Annotated in this window: 21 protein-coding genes; 15 read left to right on the top strand and 6 right to left on the bottom strand. The window is 59.2% G+C overall.

The features are described from left to right. Nucleotides 1-82: 82 nt before the first annotated feature. Nucleotides 83-1,243: a PD-(D/E)XK nuclease family protein gene (locus JAO77_RS23435; RefSeq protein ID WP_198992978.1), complete on the top strand. Its 1,161-nt coding sequence runs from the start codon at nucleotides 83-85 to the stop codon at nucleotides 1,241-1,243. Nucleotides 1,244-1,247: 4 nt separating this feature from the next. On the opposite strand, the gene JAO77_RS23430 is transcribed toward JAO77_RS23435, so the two are convergent. The 6 genes from JAO77_RS23430 to JAO77_RS23405 are packed head-to-tail and all read right to left on the bottom strand — an operon-like array spanning nucleotide 1,248 to nucleotide 4,500. Next, on the bottom strand, nucleotides 1,248-1,604 hold the full coding sequence (locus tag JAO77_RS23430; RefSeq protein ID WP_198992977.1) for a hypothetical protein: 357 nt from the start codon (nucleotides 1,602-1,604) through the stop codon (nucleotides 1,248-1,250). After that, nucleotides 1,601-2,230, bottom strand: coding sequence for a hypothetical protein (locus JAO77_RS23425; RefSeq protein WP_198992976.1), 630 nt, complete (start codon nucleotides 2,228-2,230; stop codon nucleotides 1,601-1,603). Before JAO77_RS23425 ends, JAO77_RS23430 begins: the two co-directional genes overlap by 4 nt. A 49-nt stretch (nucleotides 2,231-2,279) precedes the next feature. Further along, complete coding sequence (locus JAO77_RS23420) at nucleotides 2,280-3,260, bottom strand: hypothetical protein (RefSeq protein ID WP_198992975.1); 981 nt, start codon at nucleotides 3,258-3,260, stop codon at nucleotides 2,280-2,282. A 12-nt stretch (nucleotides 3,261-3,272) separates the two neighbouring features. Further along, on the bottom strand, nucleotides 3,273-3,929 hold the full coding sequence (locus tag JAO77_RS23415) for a hypothetical protein (protein WP_198992974.1): 657 nt from the start codon (nucleotides 3,927-3,929) through the stop codon (nucleotides 3,273-3,275). A gap of 11 nt (nucleotides 3,930-3,940) precedes the next feature. After that, nucleotides 3,941-4,231, bottom strand: coding sequence for a helix-turn-helix domain-containing protein (locus JAO77_RS23410; RefSeq protein WP_198992973.1), 291 nt, complete (start codon nucleotides 4,229-4,231; stop codon nucleotides 3,941-3,943). A 2-nt stretch (nucleotides 4,232-4,233) separates the two neighbouring features. Further along, complete coding sequence (locus JAO77_RS23405; protein WP_198992972.1) at nucleotides 4,234-4,500, bottom strand: hypothetical protein; 267 nt, start codon at nucleotides 4,498-4,500, stop codon at nucleotides 4,234-4,236. A gap of 103 nt (nucleotides 4,501-4,603) precedes the next feature. Here JAO77_RS23405 and JAO77_RS23400 point away from each other — a divergent pair, with 103 nt between their 5' ends. The 14 genes from JAO77_RS23400 to JAO77_RS23335 all read left to right on the top strand — a co-directional run bounded on the left by JAO77_RS23400 (nucleotide 4,604) and on the right by JAO77_RS23335 (nucleotide 16,679). Then, nucleotides 4,604-5,470 (top strand): S24 family peptidase, encoded by an 867-nt coding sequence (locus tag JAO77_RS23400; RefSeq protein ID WP_198992971.1) that lies wholly within the window; start codon nucleotides 4,604-4,606, stop codon nucleotides 5,468-5,470. 2,028 nt (nucleotides 5,471-7,498) lie between these two features. Further along, nucleotides 7,499-9,208 carry a PAS domain-containing protein gene (locus JAO77_RS23395; RefSeq protein WP_198992970.1) on the top strand — a complete coding sequence of 570 codons (1,710 nt, stop codon included), beginning with the start codon at nucleotides 7,499-7,501 and terminating at the stop codon, nucleotides 9,206-9,208. Between the two features lie 13 nt (nucleotides 9,209-9,221). Then, nucleotides 9,222-9,974 carry a sensor histidine kinase gene (locus tag JAO77_RS24655; RefSeq protein ID WP_198992969.1) on the top strand — a complete coding sequence of 251 codons (753 nt, stop codon included), beginning with the start codon at nucleotides 9,222-9,224 and terminating at the stop codon, nucleotides 9,972-9,974. 20 nt (nucleotides 9,975-9,994) lie between these two features. Continuing rightward, nucleotides 9,995-10,408 carry a response regulator gene (locus JAO77_RS23385; protein WP_198992968.1) on the top strand — a complete coding sequence of 138 codons (414 nt, stop codon included), beginning with the start codon at nucleotides 9,995-9,997 and terminating at the stop codon, nucleotides 10,406-10,408. Between the two features lie 207 nt (nucleotides 10,409-10,615). Next, entirely contained in the window at nucleotides 10,616-10,864 is a 249-nt protein-coding gene (locus JAO77_RS23380) for a hypothetical protein (RefSeq protein ID WP_198992967.1), read from the top strand. 15 nt (nucleotides 10,865-10,879) lie between these two features. Further along, complete coding sequence (locus JAO77_RS23375) at nucleotides 10,880-11,035, top strand: PAS domain-containing protein (RefSeq protein WP_198992966.1); 156 nt, start codon at nucleotides 10,880-10,882, stop codon at nucleotides 11,033-11,035. Nucleotides 11,036-11,154: 119 nt separating this feature from the next. After that, a complete protein-coding gene (locus tag JAO77_RS23370) occupies nucleotides 11,155-11,352 on the top strand; it encodes an ATP-binding protein (protein WP_198993017.1) in 198 nt (65 codons plus the stop codon). 377 nt (nucleotides 11,353-11,729) lie between these two features. Then, a complete protein-coding gene (locus tag JAO77_RS23365; RefSeq protein WP_198992965.1) occupies nucleotides 11,730-12,233 on the top strand; it encodes a hypothetical protein in 504 nt (167 codons plus the stop codon). A 189-nt stretch (nucleotides 12,234-12,422) separates the two neighbouring features. Continuing rightward, on the top strand, nucleotides 12,423-12,731 hold the full coding sequence (locus JAO77_RS23360) for a hypothetical protein (protein ID WP_198992964.1): 309 nt from the start codon (nucleotides 12,423-12,425) through the stop codon (nucleotides 12,729-12,731). Between the two features lie 13 nt (nucleotides 12,732-12,744). Then, nucleotides 12,745-12,876 carry a PDDEXK nuclease domain-containing protein gene (locus tag JAO77_RS23355; RefSeq protein ID WP_235998580.1) on the top strand — a complete coding sequence of 44 codons (132 nt, stop codon included), beginning with the start codon at nucleotides 12,745-12,747 and terminating at the stop codon, nucleotides 12,874-12,876. A 280-nt stretch (nucleotides 12,877-13,156) separates the two neighbouring features. Next, entirely contained in the window at nucleotides 13,157-14,263 is a 1,107-nt protein-coding gene (locus JAO77_RS23350) for a sensor histidine kinase (RefSeq protein WP_198992962.1), read from the top strand. Next, nucleotides 14,260-15,066 (top strand): LytR/AlgR family response regulator transcription factor, encoded by an 807-nt coding sequence (locus JAO77_RS23345; protein WP_198992961.1) that lies wholly within the window; start codon nucleotides 14,260-14,262, stop codon nucleotides 15,064-15,066. The genes JAO77_RS23350 and JAO77_RS23345 overlap by 4 nt, the downstream gene beginning before the upstream one ends. A gap of 172 nt (nucleotides 15,067-15,238) precedes the next feature. Then, nucleotides 15,239-16,195, top strand: a complete 957-nt coding sequence (locus JAO77_RS23340) for a heme-binding domain-containing protein (RefSeq protein ID WP_198992960.1) — start codon at nucleotides 15,239-15,241, stop codon at nucleotides 16,193-16,195. A 4-nt stretch (nucleotides 16,196-16,199) separates the two neighbouring features. Beyond that, nucleotides 16,200-16,679, top strand: coding sequence for a hypothetical protein (locus JAO77_RS23335; RefSeq protein ID WP_198992959.1), 480 nt, complete (start codon nucleotides 16,200-16,202; stop codon nucleotides 16,677-16,679). Nucleotides 16,680-16,690 lie beyond the last annotated feature (11 nt).

Raw genomic sequence — 16,690 nt, 5'->3', positions numbered from 1 at the left:
CAATCTATCTTGGTGGCCATAGTGAGCTGTCGCTTTACGCCGACACGACGCACACTCTCTGATATTTTTGCTCTATACATTTATGGACGAATTGGTTACCCCTACGTTGGAACAGTTTCTGCAAACGGCTCGCTGGCCGACTTTGCATGAATGGCAGCCAACCTTTTTCAGTATCGCGGGGATTGAGGAGAAGGAAGTGCCGTTGAGCAACGTGTATGCCTTCTTTTTTGATTCGGAAGAAGTACATGGGCTCGGCCCCCTGTTTTTGCAGGCGCTGCTGAATGTGGTGGCGACTAAAGCGCCGGGGCGGGTGGCGGAGTGGCCGGCACTGGATGGGCCGGTGCGGGTAGCGCGGGAGTACGGGGTAAAGAATCAGCAACGGATAGACCTGCTGGTGCACGACGGGCCAAGCGCGACTATACCGAAGGGAGGCAGCTACGCAGTATTGGTTGAGAACAAGGTAAATCATTGGCTGGCTAATGACCTGACCAATTACTGGGACAGCATACCGGAGCCGGCGCGAAAGCTAGGCGTGGTGCTGGGGGTGCGGCGGGAATGGCCGGCCGCACCATGGGTTTTTGTATCGCACGCGGAGCTGGTGCGGGCAGTGCAGCAGCGGCTGGGGCCCCAGCTAAGCCGGATAAATGCCCGCTACCTACCGGTATTACTACACTTTTTGGACTACTTAACTAGCATGAGCGAGCAGCAGGAAGATTTCATGAAGGCCTTTGATTTTGCGCAGCGGCACCGGGCACAGCTGGCCCAGGCACAGCGCGTGATAGGAGAGCTGACTGGCCAAGCGCTGGGCAAGGTAGTAGTGGCAGCGTTTGGAGAGGGCTACGCAGAGCAAGTATGCTTTCCTGACCGCGTGGACGTGCGCCTGACGCAGTCGGCACCACTACGGTACGTGGTATATTATGGCAACATTCTTAATCTATCAAAAGACCCAGGGTTTGCTATCACACTCTACGCACCGGATGCAACCAAAGAACAGGTAGTAAGGTGGCAGACTTATCTGCAAGCCCAATCAGCGGCTGATGCGGCCAGGTTAGCTCCGTTGCCGTGGTTTGGGCGCAGCTCACTGCTTATCGGCCGTAGCTATCCCTTCACTGGCACCAAACTTACGGAACTACAGGCCCAGATTGAAGAGGCAATACTGAAGCATTGGAAGCCACTGGAAGATGCGTGGATAAGGGTAGATGGGCCGCCAGCTGGGGAGAGCCAAGCAGCTGAAGGCGCGTAGTAGCTTATGCACAGTGCTGGCGATGGCCGTACGTATCGGGGTCAGTGCTTGCCTGACTTTCGAGGATGAAGGCGCAGTATAGGTGTTCAACGTTACCAGAGATGGGGCACACGTCGGCGGTGTATTCTAGGCCGCCGGTGTGCATGGTAGCGGTGAGACAATCGCTTTCGCGGGCCTCGTGGATGCACTGGGTGAGGTGGTTCATGGCCTCGTCGCGTATTTCGCCGGGGTTGGGGCTGCGGCCGTGGATATGATACCAGCGCCAACCCAGCGCTTGCATGACGCGGGCAATCATCGCCCAATTCATCGTTTGGGAGATGCTGCTGAGGTGGTCTTTGTCGGTGGAGCTGAGGGTGCTCATAGCTGCGGGGGTGACTCGTTGGGGGTGGTGGGACGGTACTTGCGGCGGCCGTTGGCGAGCACCCGGCGCACTTCGGCGCGCTGCTGCTCGGCCTGCGCGGGGGTAATGAGGCGGCGCTTTTCGCGGGCGCTGGTAAGGGAGAGCTTGCGGCGGAGGGTATCGCGGGCGGGGTGCTGCTCGGGAATGCGCAGCGCTACGCTGGCCAGCATGATGGGGGCAGCAGTACCTAGCTGGGCAACGGTGAGGGCCTCAGCGCTGCTGCCCTGGGCTTTCTGGTCGCGGTGCTGGTGTTCTAGCCAGGTGGCTTTGCGGTCGAAGTAGGCCGCCACTATCTCGAATACCTGGGCAGGGTCGAGGGCCTGGTAGAACTTGTAGCCGCCGAGACGGGCTTCTTTGAGGGCCAGGATGATGTCTTTGATGCTGTCGTGGGTATAGGTTTGGGCCAGGGCCTCGGCGCACTCGATGATGTCGGCGGTGCCCATTTTGTCGGGCACGCGCACCGAGTCGACGAAGGCGCGCAGCACCACTACCAGCAGCTTGACGACCACGCCGGGACCGAGGGTGTGGTTTAGGCGGAAGATTTTGGGGGCAGCGCTGGCAGCGTGGCGGGTGAGACCCACGCTCATATCGGCCAGCACCTCGCGCAACTCGTCGGTGGTGGCGCGGGCCAGGTCCCTAGTCCCAGCGACTTGAACGGTAGCCAGAAGCTGGGATTCCGGTAGTGGCCGGGGCTGGGTTAGCTGGGTGGTGCTGGACGTTTGGGGCGAGTTTGAGGCGGTTGTCGGCGGCATCGTTGAGCATGAATCGTTTGGCGGTGGCTACCCAGTCGCGGCGCAAGGGCTCCTGGCCGGTTTTCTTGTCGCGCCACGTGGCAACCAACTGGTGGTAGTGACGCAGGTCGGCCAGTTCGTAATCGCTACCCTGGAAGGCAGCCGCGAAGGCTTCGGGACTGGCGATGGCCGACTGGCTGAAGGGCAGCTCGGGGAGCGGGATGCGGCGCGGTGGGCGGGGCTCGGCGGGACTGATTTCAGCCTGCGCCCCCTGCCCTACCCCTTTTTGCTTTGGCGCAACTTTCTTTTTTGTGGCTACGCCTAGGGCTGCCACTGGCTCGGCGTAATCGGCGGTGTTGTCGAGCACCTGCGCTTCTGACAGCCCTTCGCCTGCGAACCTCTCCCCTATTTTTTTTGGCGGGTCGTCGCTGACGTTTGGTACTACTGTTTGAAAAGAAGTTTGTACTACTAAGGAGTCTTCGGGCACTTTTGCCCCCGATAAACCTTCTACCGGGGGCACTTCTGCCCCCGATAAGCTATGTTCATCGGGAGCACTTTTGCCCTGGGTAGATGACTTTACCGGGGGCACTTTTGCCCCCGATAAATTGGTGAGGTAGCAGCGGCTAGGCTGGTGGCGCGACTGGCTAGGCTGGTAGGTGAGCAGGCCCCAGGCATCGAGGTCGCGCAGAGTGGCGCGGTAGGTGCGCTCGTTACCGATGTGGGCAGCCTGCCTAATGGCGGTATGGTCGAGGTCGAATCCGTTGCCGAAGTACTCGGCGTTCCACGCGAAAAACAGGGCCCAGTATAGGGCCACGTGGTGCGGGCTGGCCTCGGGTTGGGCGCGTAGGCGCTCGTGAGCGGCTACGGTATGCTTGATGTAGTTCAAGGTGACGGCTCACTACTTCGCTATCCGGTTGGCCTTGCGCTTCTTGACGGGCTGCGGCTCGGCCAGCACCTCAGGCACATACTCGCGGGCCTCGTCTTGCTGGAGTAGCCGCGGTTCTTGGTCGGGGTCAGCGGCGTCGAATAAATCGAGCTGGCGGCCGGCTTCGCTACACTTGCCGCGCAGCGCCTGCTCTACCTCGCTGATGGCATCGAGCACCGCCGTTTCGAGGCGACCGGCGTAGGGGTAGGTGGTATTCTCATCCTCCAAAGCCAGGTAGGGGCTGGTGAGATTAAGCACCTTGCCGCCGGCTAGCTGGCGCTGGCCGATGAGCGTTACGCCGGCTTGGCCGCGCCCCATTGAAAAGCCGGTTACGCTGAAGCAGGCGAAGTGCTCGGGCAGCTCAGTTGCTTCATCCTCGGGCCAGAAGTCGTCAGTCTCGGGCAACTGCTCGGTAAGCAGGCACAGGTGCGGGACGAGGTAAGAAAAACGGTGGTGCAGGTCGGAGTGAACTAGCTCGGTGCCCTGCATGGTGAAGGCGCGGGGGCTGGCTTCCTCGTCGTGCTGCTCGGTGAACTCGGCGTAAAGAAGCTGATTTTTTAGTTTGGCTTTGAGGACAATGAGAATGGACGTGGCTTCGGGGCCGACAATGGGGGCGAGTTGGATGCTCATAGCGTGGGGAATTAGGCCGCCTGGGCGGCGCGGTAGTAGCGGCGGGGGTATTTGTCGAGCACGGAGCGGCGGAAGCCCCAGTCCTTCTCATTGAGGCGCACGCCCTGGAGGCGGCCAGCCCGGCGGGCGCGTAGTAGGGCGTCGACGGAAAGGCCGAGGTGAATGGCGGCGTCCTTGGTGCTCAGCACCTCGTCGAGCGGGGGTGGCGGGGCCTGGCGGGCCAGTTCGGCGGCTTCGAGGCGGGCAAGGCGGGCAGTGAGACTTTCCCACTCGGCCGCCGGCACGATGAAAGCGGGCTGCATAACTAGGCTTCGGCAATGAGTTGGCGGGCGCGGTCGTCTAGCAGCTTGCGGCGGGCAATCTCCTCCTGGGCTACCTGCATAAAAGTGGTGGCAATGTCTTCGCGGTATACATAGCCGGCAACCACCTTGTATACCATTGACGGACTGGCCTTCACGCCATTGTCACGCAGGCGGACTAGCGTATCAGCTACCAGTGTATTGCGGCCGAGCTTGCGGCTAAGCTGCTGCAGGGGCGCTAGCTTTCCCTTCTCTTTTTCCGTATTTTCCACGGTTTTTATAATTTATGTTGTAGGTTTACGCTAAAGGGCGCTGCTTTCTTTAGTAAACCTACATACATTTTTCTGTAAAAATTACTAAAAAGAGTAATAAATTATGAAAATCACTGAAAGTGAGGGGGGGAAAGCGCCAGGCATAGCTTACAGAATTAAGCAACTATTCGATGCTAAGCAGCTCAATGCTAGTAGTGCCGCGAAAGAGCTGGGGTACTCGGTACCGAGCAAGCTATATGGCATTCTGCAAGGCACTGCCGCGCCCAACTATGCGACTCTGACCGATATGCTAGCGAAGTGGCCAGATGTATCGGCCGAGTGGCTGATGATGGGCCGGGGTGCAATGCTGCGAGGTAATGTAGACGATGCCCCATCGCCGGCGCATACGCTGCGGCAGGAGGTACGCGGCGATAAGGTGGTAGTAGTAACTGTGGATGATAAGGGCACCGAAAACACGGTGCTGGTACCCATCCCGGCACAGGCCGGCTACTCGGTGCAGCACAACGAGGCAGTATATCTACAGCAGCTCAATAACTACCGGGTGCCCGGCTTTGAGCGGGGCGAGTATCGGGCGTTTGAGGTGGCTGGCGACAGTATGGCGCCTACTATCAATCACCGAGATATAGTGGTGACCTCGCGCGTGGAGGAGCTGCGGCTGCTGGAGCCGGGGGAAGTCTACGTAGTGGTTACGTCCGAATCGGTGATGCTGAAGCGCATCAAGTCGCGGGTGCGCGCAGCTGATACGGAGGTCATGCTCCATTCGGATAACCCGCACCGGGTGCCCTATGGCTTGGAAACCCGCGACATTCTGGAGCTATGGCGGGTGCGAGGGTATGTATCGAGCTACATTCCGAGCGCCCCAGATGTGACGGTGGAGCGGCTATGGGAAGTAATCGAGGCCCTAGGTTTTGATAAAGGAGAAGTACGGCGGCACTTGGAGGAAAACGCTCCCGCTGACGCCCCCCGTTGAAATAAAAAAGCCGCTACGCATAACGTAAGCAGCTGATAATATATAATATACCGAGCCTTGCGCTTTGCAGGTTGGGCCCCGACTGGGGGCTCTTAATTGGTAAAGGCCACTGTAAATTATGTATTTGCAGTGGCCTTTTTGCTGGTGTGCCTCTCAGTATGCTTTTAGCTCTCGCCTACCCTCTGGTGCACGCTTATCTCTTCCCAAATTAGAGGTCAGTTTATCAGCTACGTCCCTGTCCTAGGTGCACACAGGTGGTATGGTATAGGCTGGCGCCCCGTCCATCGACTACTATACCCTATGTGCCATACTGGCTCCCTGCTTCGTAGCCGGCACAAAAGCTCTGCCGATATTCAAAATGTATTTGACTGGGCTGCGCTGGCACTCGACAGCCTAGACTAACACAACGCCCAAACCAATAGATGGCTTTTCATACAGCACGGGCGTAGGTTGTAGACCAGTAGCCAGCACTGAGCGAGGCAGGCTGTTCGTCTTCATGGGTGCAGGCTACCAAGCACCTAGGGGCTGCCAGGGATGGTGCTCAGGGCCTGGGCCTCGCTTAAGTCGCCAACATGCACGATGAGCGAGAATTGGGCGGCACACGGCCCAGGTGCCACGCGAGCTGAACCAGCGCATGAAGGCGCCGTCTTGAACGGATTATAATAGAAAAATAAGGCGTTTCTTAAATGCACACTCAAATTTCCTGCTCAGCTTAAGCGTTGGCAGATACAAAATACCAAAATCGTAACTGAGTTTTAGGAGGGAATAATAATTTGATTTGCTAGCAACAATAATTATAACAGTTATATTAGCCCTTGATTATTTCATACGTGAGCAGACCCTATGACTTCCTTACTCGTAATAGCCGTGGTTTACGCAGGTTGCTGGACATTAGTCAAAATGGCACGTAAGGCAGATAACTGCCCTAGCTCGGTGATTGATGAAGCGTCGTATTACTATGCGCAAGACGAGCAGGGTCAAGCTTTTTTACGCGAGCATTATTTAGCTTGTCGACGTTTGCTTTAAGCAGCAAAGCCCTGCCGAACGTGGCTTGAGGGTCATGTCGAGAACTAACCTTATGAAACACTGCATGGTGTTCATAAGGTCTAGTGCCTTTACACAGTAGGGTGAAAGAAATACCCACTAAGCTTATAGTTATGGATGGCTTTTGTATAAATCCCTATAGGATAGCTTGCTTCTTCTACTAGAGGAGCTAGGTCCCTAAGCCTCCAATAGCCATGGAATTGACGCAGATATAGTAAAGAAATTCTGCTACTTGACAGTATTTTTTACAGGTGAGGCTATAGCAGATAGAACTGCTCCTCGCATGCGACCGATAAAAGTAGCACGGCGTATGAAACCGTATGACGCGCCACAAAAGCGACGTTAGCCACCATCAAAATTCGCTGCTTACTGGGGTCCTCTTACTGTTACCCGTAGATGGCGAAGCGCACAATATTGTGCGCTTCGTCTGTGGGCAAGTTGAAAACTGCAGCGCGGCAGTTTTCAACTTGCTAATTGGCTTAGGCGCCACTCTGCGCCAGCTACCGCACGACTACGAGCCAATCAAACTCCTCGCAGCCAGCATTTGGCTCTGCATATCACGAAAACGTTCGCACCTTAACCCGTGCAAATATTTGTCTATCATGTGTTTATAATGGTAACATTCGTTCGTCTGCATAACCAGGTGGAAGGCGCCGGCATAGGGATTTTATGCCATTCATAAGCTAGTGGAGAATACCAGCAGTACTACCTCAATGCACAGCGGGCCCGAGCTGGAAGTAGATTATGTTTTACAGTGCAGCTGCAGCAGGAACTGGTCCTGTAGGCCATAGGTCAGCAGTCTTTGGTCCAACAGCATATTTAAGAAGCAGCTAAGAGGGCTGAAGTTGTTTATACCTCCTAGTCCCTTCTATTGTGCCGCGGCCATGGCAAGAAACAAGTGGGTTCGCTGGCTCGTTAGTTTGCGCTGTCCTACTACTATCTACTGTCCTTCATACGGCTATCTTCTATCCCACTGCTAGCATAATGCCCGAGGCCCCTCCTCTTCCTGACTTATTGCTCGTTTTTAACGCCTTGCCCGGCGCTAACCTCTTACTAGCACCAGACCTGCGTATCGTGGCCGCCAGCGACGATTACCTAGCCGCCACGCTTACTGAGCGGGCCATCATCGTGGGGCAGCACATCTTCGACGCGTTTCCTGACAACCCGAAGGCCCCGCAAGCCCAGGCTGTGCCCAACGTGCGCGCTTCCCTACTGCAAGTGCTGGCCACCCGCCAGCCGCACGAGATGGCCCCACAGCACTACGATGTGCCCGACCGTACCCAGCCCGGCCGGTTTGTAGAGCGCCACTGGCTGCCGCGCCATTTGCCCGTGCTCGACGCGCAGGGGCAGGTGCAGTTCATCATCCAATCCGTTCAGGATATTACGGCTAGCCGCGCGGCTCAGCGGCAGCTACACGAAAGCCGTGCCAGCGAGCAGGTGGCCCGCGCCGATGCCGCGCAGCAGCGTAACGACTTTCAGTACTTCCTAGAGCAGGCGCCGGTAGCCGTGGCCGTGTACCACGGGCCCGAGTTTCGCATCACCATGGCCAATGCGGCTACGCTCGCTATCTGGGGCCGCCCGCTGGAGGATGTGCTTCAGCGGTCCGTGTTCGAGGTGCTGCCCGAAGCGGCCTCGCCCGAAATTATAGCGCTATTTGAACGCGTGTTCAACACTGGTGTCGCTCAGATGTCTTATGAACAGCCCACTACCATCTACCGCCACGGCCGGCAGGAGGTAGTGTACTGGAACACGGTGTTTGAGCCTCAGCGCGATGCGGCGGGCCACGTAAGCGGCATTTTTACCGTCGGCACGGACGTAACGGCGCAGGTACGCGCCCGCCAGCAGGTCGAGCAGCTCAATCAGGACCTAGAAGTCCGCGTGCAGGAGCGCACCCGCCAGCTCGAGGCCGCGCGGGCGGCCACCGAGCGCCAGCGGCGGCAGTGGTACGAGCTATTTCGGCGGGCCCCGGCTAGCATCTGCGTCTTCGATGGGCCCGAGTGGGTATATGAGTTTGTGAATCCCGGCTACCAGGCGATGTTTCCGGGCCGGGCGCTGCTGGGCAAACGTCTGGTCGACGCCCTGCCCGAGGTGGCTGACCAGCCGCTGATGGAAATTCTGCACCGCGTCTACGACACGGGCGAGCCCTTCGAGGCCAGCGAGGTGCTAGTACCGCTGGCTCGCACCGACGGCGGCCCCGTGGAGGACATCTACTTTGACCTCACCTACCAGGCTCGCTATAACGAGGTCGGGCAGATTGACGGCTTTGTTACCTACGCGTATGACGTGACAGCGCAGGTGCTGGCCCGGCGCGAGCGCGAAAACCACCGGCAGCAACTGCAACGGCTCTTCCTGGAAGCCCCAGCCGCTATTTGCATGCTCAGCGGCCCGGAGCTGGTCTACGAGTTCGTCAACCCCAACTACCAACAATTTTTCCCCGAACGCCAGTTATTAGGTAAACCCTTACGCGAGGCCCTACCGGAACTGGCTGACCATGCCGCCTACTACACGATGCGGCACGTACTCGACTCGGGCGAAACCGTCTGGCAACAGGCCCTACACGTGCCCGTGGCGCGCACTGAGGACGGGGTCTTGGAGGACCGCTACTTCAATTATATCCAGCAGCCGCGCTACGATGAGCAGGGCCGCGTAGTAGGCGTGCTCGTCTTCGGCTTCGAGGTAACAGTTTCTGATTGAGGCGCGCCAGCAGGTGGAGCGCCTCAATCAGAAACTGACCGCCACCAACGAGGACCTGAATGCGAGCAACGCCCAGCTCACGCGCACCAACGTGGACCTAGATACGTTTGTGTACACGGCCTCACACGACCTCAAAGCCCCAATTACTAACATTGAAAGCATCGTGCTGGCCCTGCGCGAAACGCTGCCTTCCGACATGCAGCAGGAGGGGCTGGTAAGTCACCTACTCAATCTGCTCGACAACACCGTGGCTCGCTTCCAGGTGACCATTGGCCAACTTACCGACATTGCGCGGCTGCAGCTGGCCCACGACGGCCCGACCGAGCCCGTCGTACTGGCCCCGGTGGTGCAAGCCGTGCACCTCGACCTGATGCCCGCCATCGCGGCGGCCGGCGCGCAGCTCACCGTCGCGGTGCCGGACGAGCTGGTGGTATCCTTCTCGCCTTCCAACCTACGCAGCATCGTTTACAACCTGCTCAGCAACGCCATCAAGTACCGCGCCCTCGACCGGCCCGCGCGGGTGCACGTGAGCGCCACGCTTACGGAGGCAGGCGTGATGCTCGCAGTGCAGGACAATGGCCTAGGCATGAGCGAGCTTCAGCAACGTCAGCTCTTTGGCTTGTTTCAGCGCCTGCACACCCACGTTGAGGGCACAGGCGTGGGGCTATACATCAGCAAGCGCCTTATCGAGAATGCCGGGGGCACCATCAGGGTGCAGAGCCAACTGAACGAGGGTACCACCTTTACCGTTACGTTTCCAACCTAGGTATCCGTTTTACAGTTATTATGCTCCCCTTACCCAATGTGCTGCTGGTTGATGACGACCCCACTACTAATTACCTCAACAAGCTACTCCTTACGCGCATGGGCGTAGCCCAACAGGTGCTGGTAGCCGAAAACGGCGAGCAGGCCCTGCGCACCCTCGACCAGTCTTGCCGCGCCGCTGCCGACCCGGCCTGCCCGCGGCTCATCCTACTCGACATGAACATGCCCGTGCTCAATGGCCTGGGCTTTCTGGAAGCCTACCTACAGCTGCCCCTGGCCCAGCAGCAGCCTATTGTCATCGTGATGCTCACTACCTCCATGCATCCCGTAGACCTGGCCCGCGCCCAGCAGCTACCCATTGACGGCTTTCTCAATAAACCCCTGACGCAGCAAAAAGTGACCGACTTGTGGCAGCAGCATTTCGCTCCACAATAACTGTAACTGGCTCATTCACAATATGCGATTTGCGCGCGCCCGTCTCAGCAGCGCCCTAGGTTACTAACTTGGCTCCTTTCGCAGCAGCAACTACTTGGTTCTATATTCCGCTTCTTTTCCGCGGTATACACCTTGTAGCTACCCACCCTAATACCTGCCACTGTCCCTACCCCGCTGCTTACCGAGCAGCTGCGAGCCCTCGAAACGGTGCCCGATTCCTATATCGCCGTGATGGCCCTGCAGCCCTACGACGTGCTCGATCTTGAGCGGCCGGGGCACTTTGTGGAGCGCCACTGGCTGCCGCGCACCACGCCCGTATTCGATGCAGAGGGAAAGTTGTGCTACATCATCCACAGCTCCATCAACGTGACTGCGGAGGTACAGACGCGCCAAGCCATGACGCAGGCCCAGGAACGGGAGTGCCGGGCGCTGGTCGAAGTCGAGCAGGAGCGCTAGCGGCTCAGCCAGCTCGTGTTGCAGGCGCCGGCAGCCATTTGCCTGCTCCAGGGCCCTGATTTTGTGTATGAACTGGTAAATCCTAGCTACCAGCGGCTGTTTGCGGGCCGCCAGCTGCTGGGCCGGCCGCTGTTGGCAGCGGTGCCCGAGTTTGAGGGCAGCACCCTCTAGGACCACTTGCAACAGGTATACCACACCGGCCAGCCTTACCACGACCAGGAAGTGCCCGTGAGATGGAAACGCACGGAGGCAGGTGAACTGGCAGAAAGCTACTTCAACAAGACAACGGCCTGGGTCTGACAAACGCCCAACAGGCCGCACTATTTGCCATGTTCCGCCGCTTTCACGACCACGTCGAGGGCACAGATTTGGGGCTGTACACGGTCAAGAAGATTGCCGAGAACCTAGGCGGCCGGGTTGAGGTGCAGAGCATGCCCGGTGTGGGCTCCACCTTCTGGGTCTACGTGCCCAGCCACGAGCGCGGGTAGTGCAGGCACTGGCCGGCTAGCAACCACGGCAAGCCCACCTACCTTGGTTTATAAGGCACCGCCCAACTAGCGCTGCCAGCACAGTTGCTGCTAGGTACGTACCTAGGGTCTCCTATCCGTACTTATGCTACTCAGATTAACGCCAGCACATTGGGAAACGCAGCTTGTAACCAAGCTATAGCAGCTGCTCTGAAAGCCACTTAGTCAGGTCCTGCCTCCTACTTTTACTATTACAGCGTTTAGAAAGCGTGCGGACGAATCGCGTTCTGCGGAAGCTTTACAGTTTCGTCTCTGCTCTTACCTAGCATCTGCTGTTCAAGCGCCGCGCTTCCTCAATCGTTGCCAAGCCCCTCCTTTTCCCCACTCCCCGCTTTCTGATGCTTCGTATACTTCCCTGGGGCCGTGCAGCCGCCACGCTCGGTACTTTGCTACTAGCAACTGCTTGTTCGAAAGACAAGGCAACGCCGGCTCCCGCCAGTAGCTGGCAAGTAGAGGGGCAAGCGCAGCAGTCCGATAAAGTGGTCGTAGAGATGGGCACCCCGGCACTCAATCCCAATATGCTGACGGTCAGCATTTGGCAAAATAGCAGCACCGCTAGCGCCAACAGCTCAGCGGTGGTCCTTACCTTATTTGTTCCCAACAGAGTAGGCACCTATAGCCTAGGGGGCACGGGCACAACCACGAAAGCGAGTGCCAGCTACGCCGACTACCTGAGCCCTGGTTCGGGGAGTAACCTGTACGCGGCTACTGGTGGGTCCATCACTATCTCGTCCCTGACGAGCAACTCTGTGGCGGGCACGTTCGCCTTCACTGGGGCCGAGCTGTTTAATACGTCGCACACCAAGCAGATTATTGGTGGGCAGTTCAACTCTACTTTCTAGCCCGCTAGCTTGTCAGTTGCAGGCAACAATAGCGAGAAGGCTTGCATATACGAAGCCCAGTACTGTTCCACCCTCTCAGGGGCCGCTCCGCCGCCTACTATGTGGTAGTGGCCGCCGCTTCGCCAATACACCTATCAGGTTACCTTCGGCCGGATGAAATATTTGCTCGTCGCTTTTAGTCTACTGAGTTTGACCGTTCACGCGCAAAGGTCACCCGTGGTGCCCACCGCACCGCCGGTCAAGTATTGTCTGCTTTACACATTGGGCTCCAACTTCTACGCTTCCAGCATGCGGCTTGACTACGGGCAGAACCAGCGCAAGAAGCGGGTCGTGGAGGATAGCTCACTGGCCACCCTGGCCACTACTATCGAGGAGTTTACGTCTGTACCAGCGGCGCTAAGCTACCTAGACAGCCAAGGCTGGGAACTCGTACAAGCTGCGACCCTGCCCAATGACCAGACGGGCCATATTGGCTATTTATTGCGACGCCGCTCCTAGTATACTAGCCGTTATGGCCGTTGACGAGTTGCGCCATCTCGAAGACCAGCCCAGCATTGGCTTGCTACTTTGTAAAAACAAGAACCGCGTAGTTGCCGAACACGCGGTGCGTGATGTCCACAAGACTATCGGGGTGGCCGAGTAGCAGCTCAGAGAATCGCTTCCTGCGGCGCCACCAGAGGCCCTATCCAATTTGGCTGAGTTAGAGCGGCAACTAATTCAGGGGTATCTCCGCAGAAGTTTGTGGCGTAGCAGACTAATCTGTAGAAGACCTCAAACCTATCAATTCTTTGCTGCTCGCTAGGGCATACTCAGCAATCCGGCTGGGGCGCGTGGCTAGCCCAAAAGGCCGTTTGGACACCCTTATAGGCCAACCCAGCAGGCGACCGCCCGGCAGCGGGGGCCCACACGCTACCTTTGGCACTATGCACAACGAGCAACCTTTTGCCGCTTCGGCGCCGCCGCGGCCGCTGGTGCCGGGGCCGGTTATTGCGCTGGCCTGGCTGCTGTTCAGCGGGTTTATGGTGCTGCTGATGTTTGCACAAAACCTCTCGGCGGGTACGCCTACCCATTGGGGCGAAACCCTAGGGGGGCGGCTGCTTCACGGCCTGCTGTGGGGGCTGCTCACACCGGTGGTCTTTGCCCTAGCTACACGCTTCGACCTCACAGAGCCGCGGCGCCGGCTCACCAACCTGCTGGTGCACGCCGCCGCCAGCTACAGTCTTACGCTGGTGTACCGCCTGGCCTACGCTGGGCTGATGAGTGCTTGGGGAGTACTACCCGGCGGCTTCTCGCTGACCGCGGTAGTGGAAAACGCTAATAGTTGGGTGCCCATTTACTGGATGCTACTGTGCATGGCCTACGCCGTGCAGTACCGCGAGCGGTTCCGGCAGGGCCAAGTGCAGGCTGCGCGGCTGGAAACGCAACTGGTACAGGCACAGTTGCAAGCCCTGAAAATGCAGCTTCAGCCGCACTTTCTGTTCAATTCCCTCAACGCCGTATCGGCCCTCATGGGCACCGACGTGAAGGCCGCCCGGCGCATGCTGGCCCAGCTCAGCCAGTTTTTGCGCCTGGTACTCGACGGCAGCGATACCCAAGAAGTGACCCTGGCCCAGGAACTGCACCTCACGCGCCTTTACCTCGAAATCGAGCAAACGCGCTTTCCCGACCGCTTGGCCGTGGCCTACCACATCGCGCCCGGCACGGAGGCCGCCATCTTGCCCGCCCTGCTCTTGCAGCCAGTGGTGGAGAATGCGGTGCGCCACGGCCTGGCCCCGCAGGCGGGGGTGGGCGAGCTGGCCATCAGTGCCCGGCGGCAGGCCGACCGCCTGCTTGTGCAGGTGCAGGACAATGGCCGCGGCACCGCCGACACGGCTGTGCGGGGCATCGGCCTCCGCAACCTCGAAAGCCGTCTGGCCACCCGCTACGGCAGCGACTACGCCGTGCGCGTCGAAACCGCGCCCGGCCAGGGTTACTGCCTGCATTTGTCGCTGCCCTTTCAAGCCGCTAGCCCAGCTCCCCTTGCCGCATGAGCCCGCGCCTATGCACTCTACTCGTAGATGACGAGCCCCTGGCCCGCAGCCTAGTGCGCGAGCTGCTCGCCGACTTTCCTGACCTGACCATTACAGGTGAATGCCCGAACGGCACCGAGGCCCTCGCCGCCCTGCAAACGGGCGCCTACGACGTAGTATTTCTGGATGTGCAAATGCCCGACCTCGACGGGGTGCAGGTGCTCCAACGCCTCCAAGCCGCGGGCCAGCCGTTGCCACTGGTGGTGTTTGTAACGGCCTACGACCAATACGCCGTGGCCGCCTTCGCGCTGCACGCGGTCGATTATCTACTGAAACCGCTCGACCCCGACCGGTTTGCCGAGTGCGTGCGCCGCGTGCAGCAGCAGGCCACTCAGCACCAAACTCTTACCCTAGGTGCCGATTTGGCGGCCTTGCTGCGCGCCTGGCCTGCGCCGCCTAGCACCGCCATCAGCCCTCCGACTAAGGAGTACCAGGACCGGTTTGTAGTGAAGCAGCCCGAGCGGCAGTTTTTTGTGCCCGCCGCCGAGGTCTGCTACCTCGAAGCCACGGGCAGTGGCGTGCTGCTGCATACCGCACGCGCGGCCCACGCAGTGCGGGTCTCCCTAGGGCAGCTGGCCGAGCGCCTCGACCCGGCGTACTTCCTGCGCATCCACCGCTCGTTTGTCATCAATACCGCGCACATTGTGGAATTTAAGTCGTGGGCGCACGGCGAGTACCTGTTTCGGATGGCTAATGGGCAGCACGTTAGCTCGTCGCGCAGCTACAACGCGGCCATTCAGCAGTTTTTGAAGCGCTTTGCTTAGGCCCACTACCGGCCAAAAAAGCCAACTCAAGCTTGGATTAGGCCAGCTGGCCGCAGGAGGCTAGCAGCGGCTATACGCGACCCGTAAGTTTGGCTATCAATGATTTGCAAAGCCATACCCGCTCTACACAGAGGCGGGCAACCGGCCGAAGCAGCTGACAAACGCCGTGTTTATGAGCCCAAACGCCAAGCCTATCCGCCGCCTTCTGCTGCCTACCGGGGCCCTGCTCGGGGCCGCGTTGGTGGGCATTCAGTTCATTCATCCACCGCTGGAAAACCCGCCCGTAACCGGCGATTTTCAGGCACCGGTAGCCGTAAAAAGCATCGTGCAGCGCGCCTGCTACGATTGCCACTCCAACCAAACCAAGTTGCGCTGGTTCGACCAAGTTGCGCCCGTGTACTGGCAGGTAACTGACCACGTGAAGCAGGGCCGGGTGGGGCTAAACTTCTCTACCTGGCAGAGCCTCCCCCCCGCCGACCAAAAGGCGAAGCTGTGGGAATCAGTCAACCAAATACTGGCGGGCGCCATGCCGCTCAGTGAGTATACCCTCGCGCACCCCGAAGCCAAGATATCAGCCCAGGAGGTGGCCGTGCTCAAGCAGTACGTGGCAAGCCTGGCCAAAAACCCAGCCGCCGACACAGCTAAGCTCAATGACGCCGACCGGCAGTACCGGCACTGGCAGCCAGGCGCGGCCAAGCCCGCCGCCGTGCCCGTGGCACCCAACGGCATCGCCTACCTGCCCGACTACAAAAACTGGCAGGCCATCAGCACCACCGAGCGCTTCGACAATGGCACGATGCGCGTGATTTTTGGCAATGATGTAGCCATCAAGGCCATCCGCGAGAAGCACATCAACCCCTGGCCCAACGGCACGGCCTTCGCCAAAGTGGCCTGGGACCAGCTCGCCGATGCCGAGGGCAACGTGCGCCCCGGCGCCTTCAAGCAGGTGGAGTACATGCTGAAGGACGACCACCAGTACGCCGCCACCAAGGGCTGGGGCTGGGCCCGCTTCAAAACGCCCAAGCTAGTGCCCTACGGCAAAGACGCGCTCTTCACCACCGAGTGCATCCGCTGCCACCAGCCTCAGAAAAACAACGACTTCGTTTTCACCCAGCCCCTGAGCCACTAGCCCGATGAAAGCCCCGACCATCGCCCTAGGCGCCCTACTGGCCCTGAGTGCCTGTACCCAAAACCAGGTACCCGCCGGCCAACTCAACGAGGCCGCTTCGCTACCGCCTTCCTTTAATTTCAGCAAGTTGGGTTTGCGGGTACTATCCACCTTTGTCAACCGCCGGCAGGCTACCACGGCCACGCTGTATGGCAACGACCTGGCCCGCCAGGCGGCCCTAGGTAGCCCCGGCGCCACTCAGCCAGGCGAAGTGCTGGCCCTACTCACCTGGCAGCAGCAGCCCGACCCCAACTGGTTCGGGGCCCGCATTCCTGGTGCGCTGCAGTCGCTGGAGTTGCTTCGCACCCGCCCGGCGAGCGCTGGCCAACCCGTGGTGAGCTACCAGTGCTTCGTAGGCAAGAATTTGGTGCTCAAGGCCGACACCCTGCACCAGCACGCACGCATTGCCTACCTGCTGGCGCAGAAGCCAGCGGTATTGCCGTGAGCCGTGCGCCT

The organism is Hymenobacter sp. BT559 (assembly GCF_016427535.1).
Lineage (GTDB): Bacteria > Bacteroidota > Bacteroidia > Cytophagales > Hymenobacteraceae > Hymenobacter.
The sequence above is the reverse complement of the archived record's forward strand: the minus strand, read 5'-3'. Positions and strand labels throughout refer to the sequence as shown.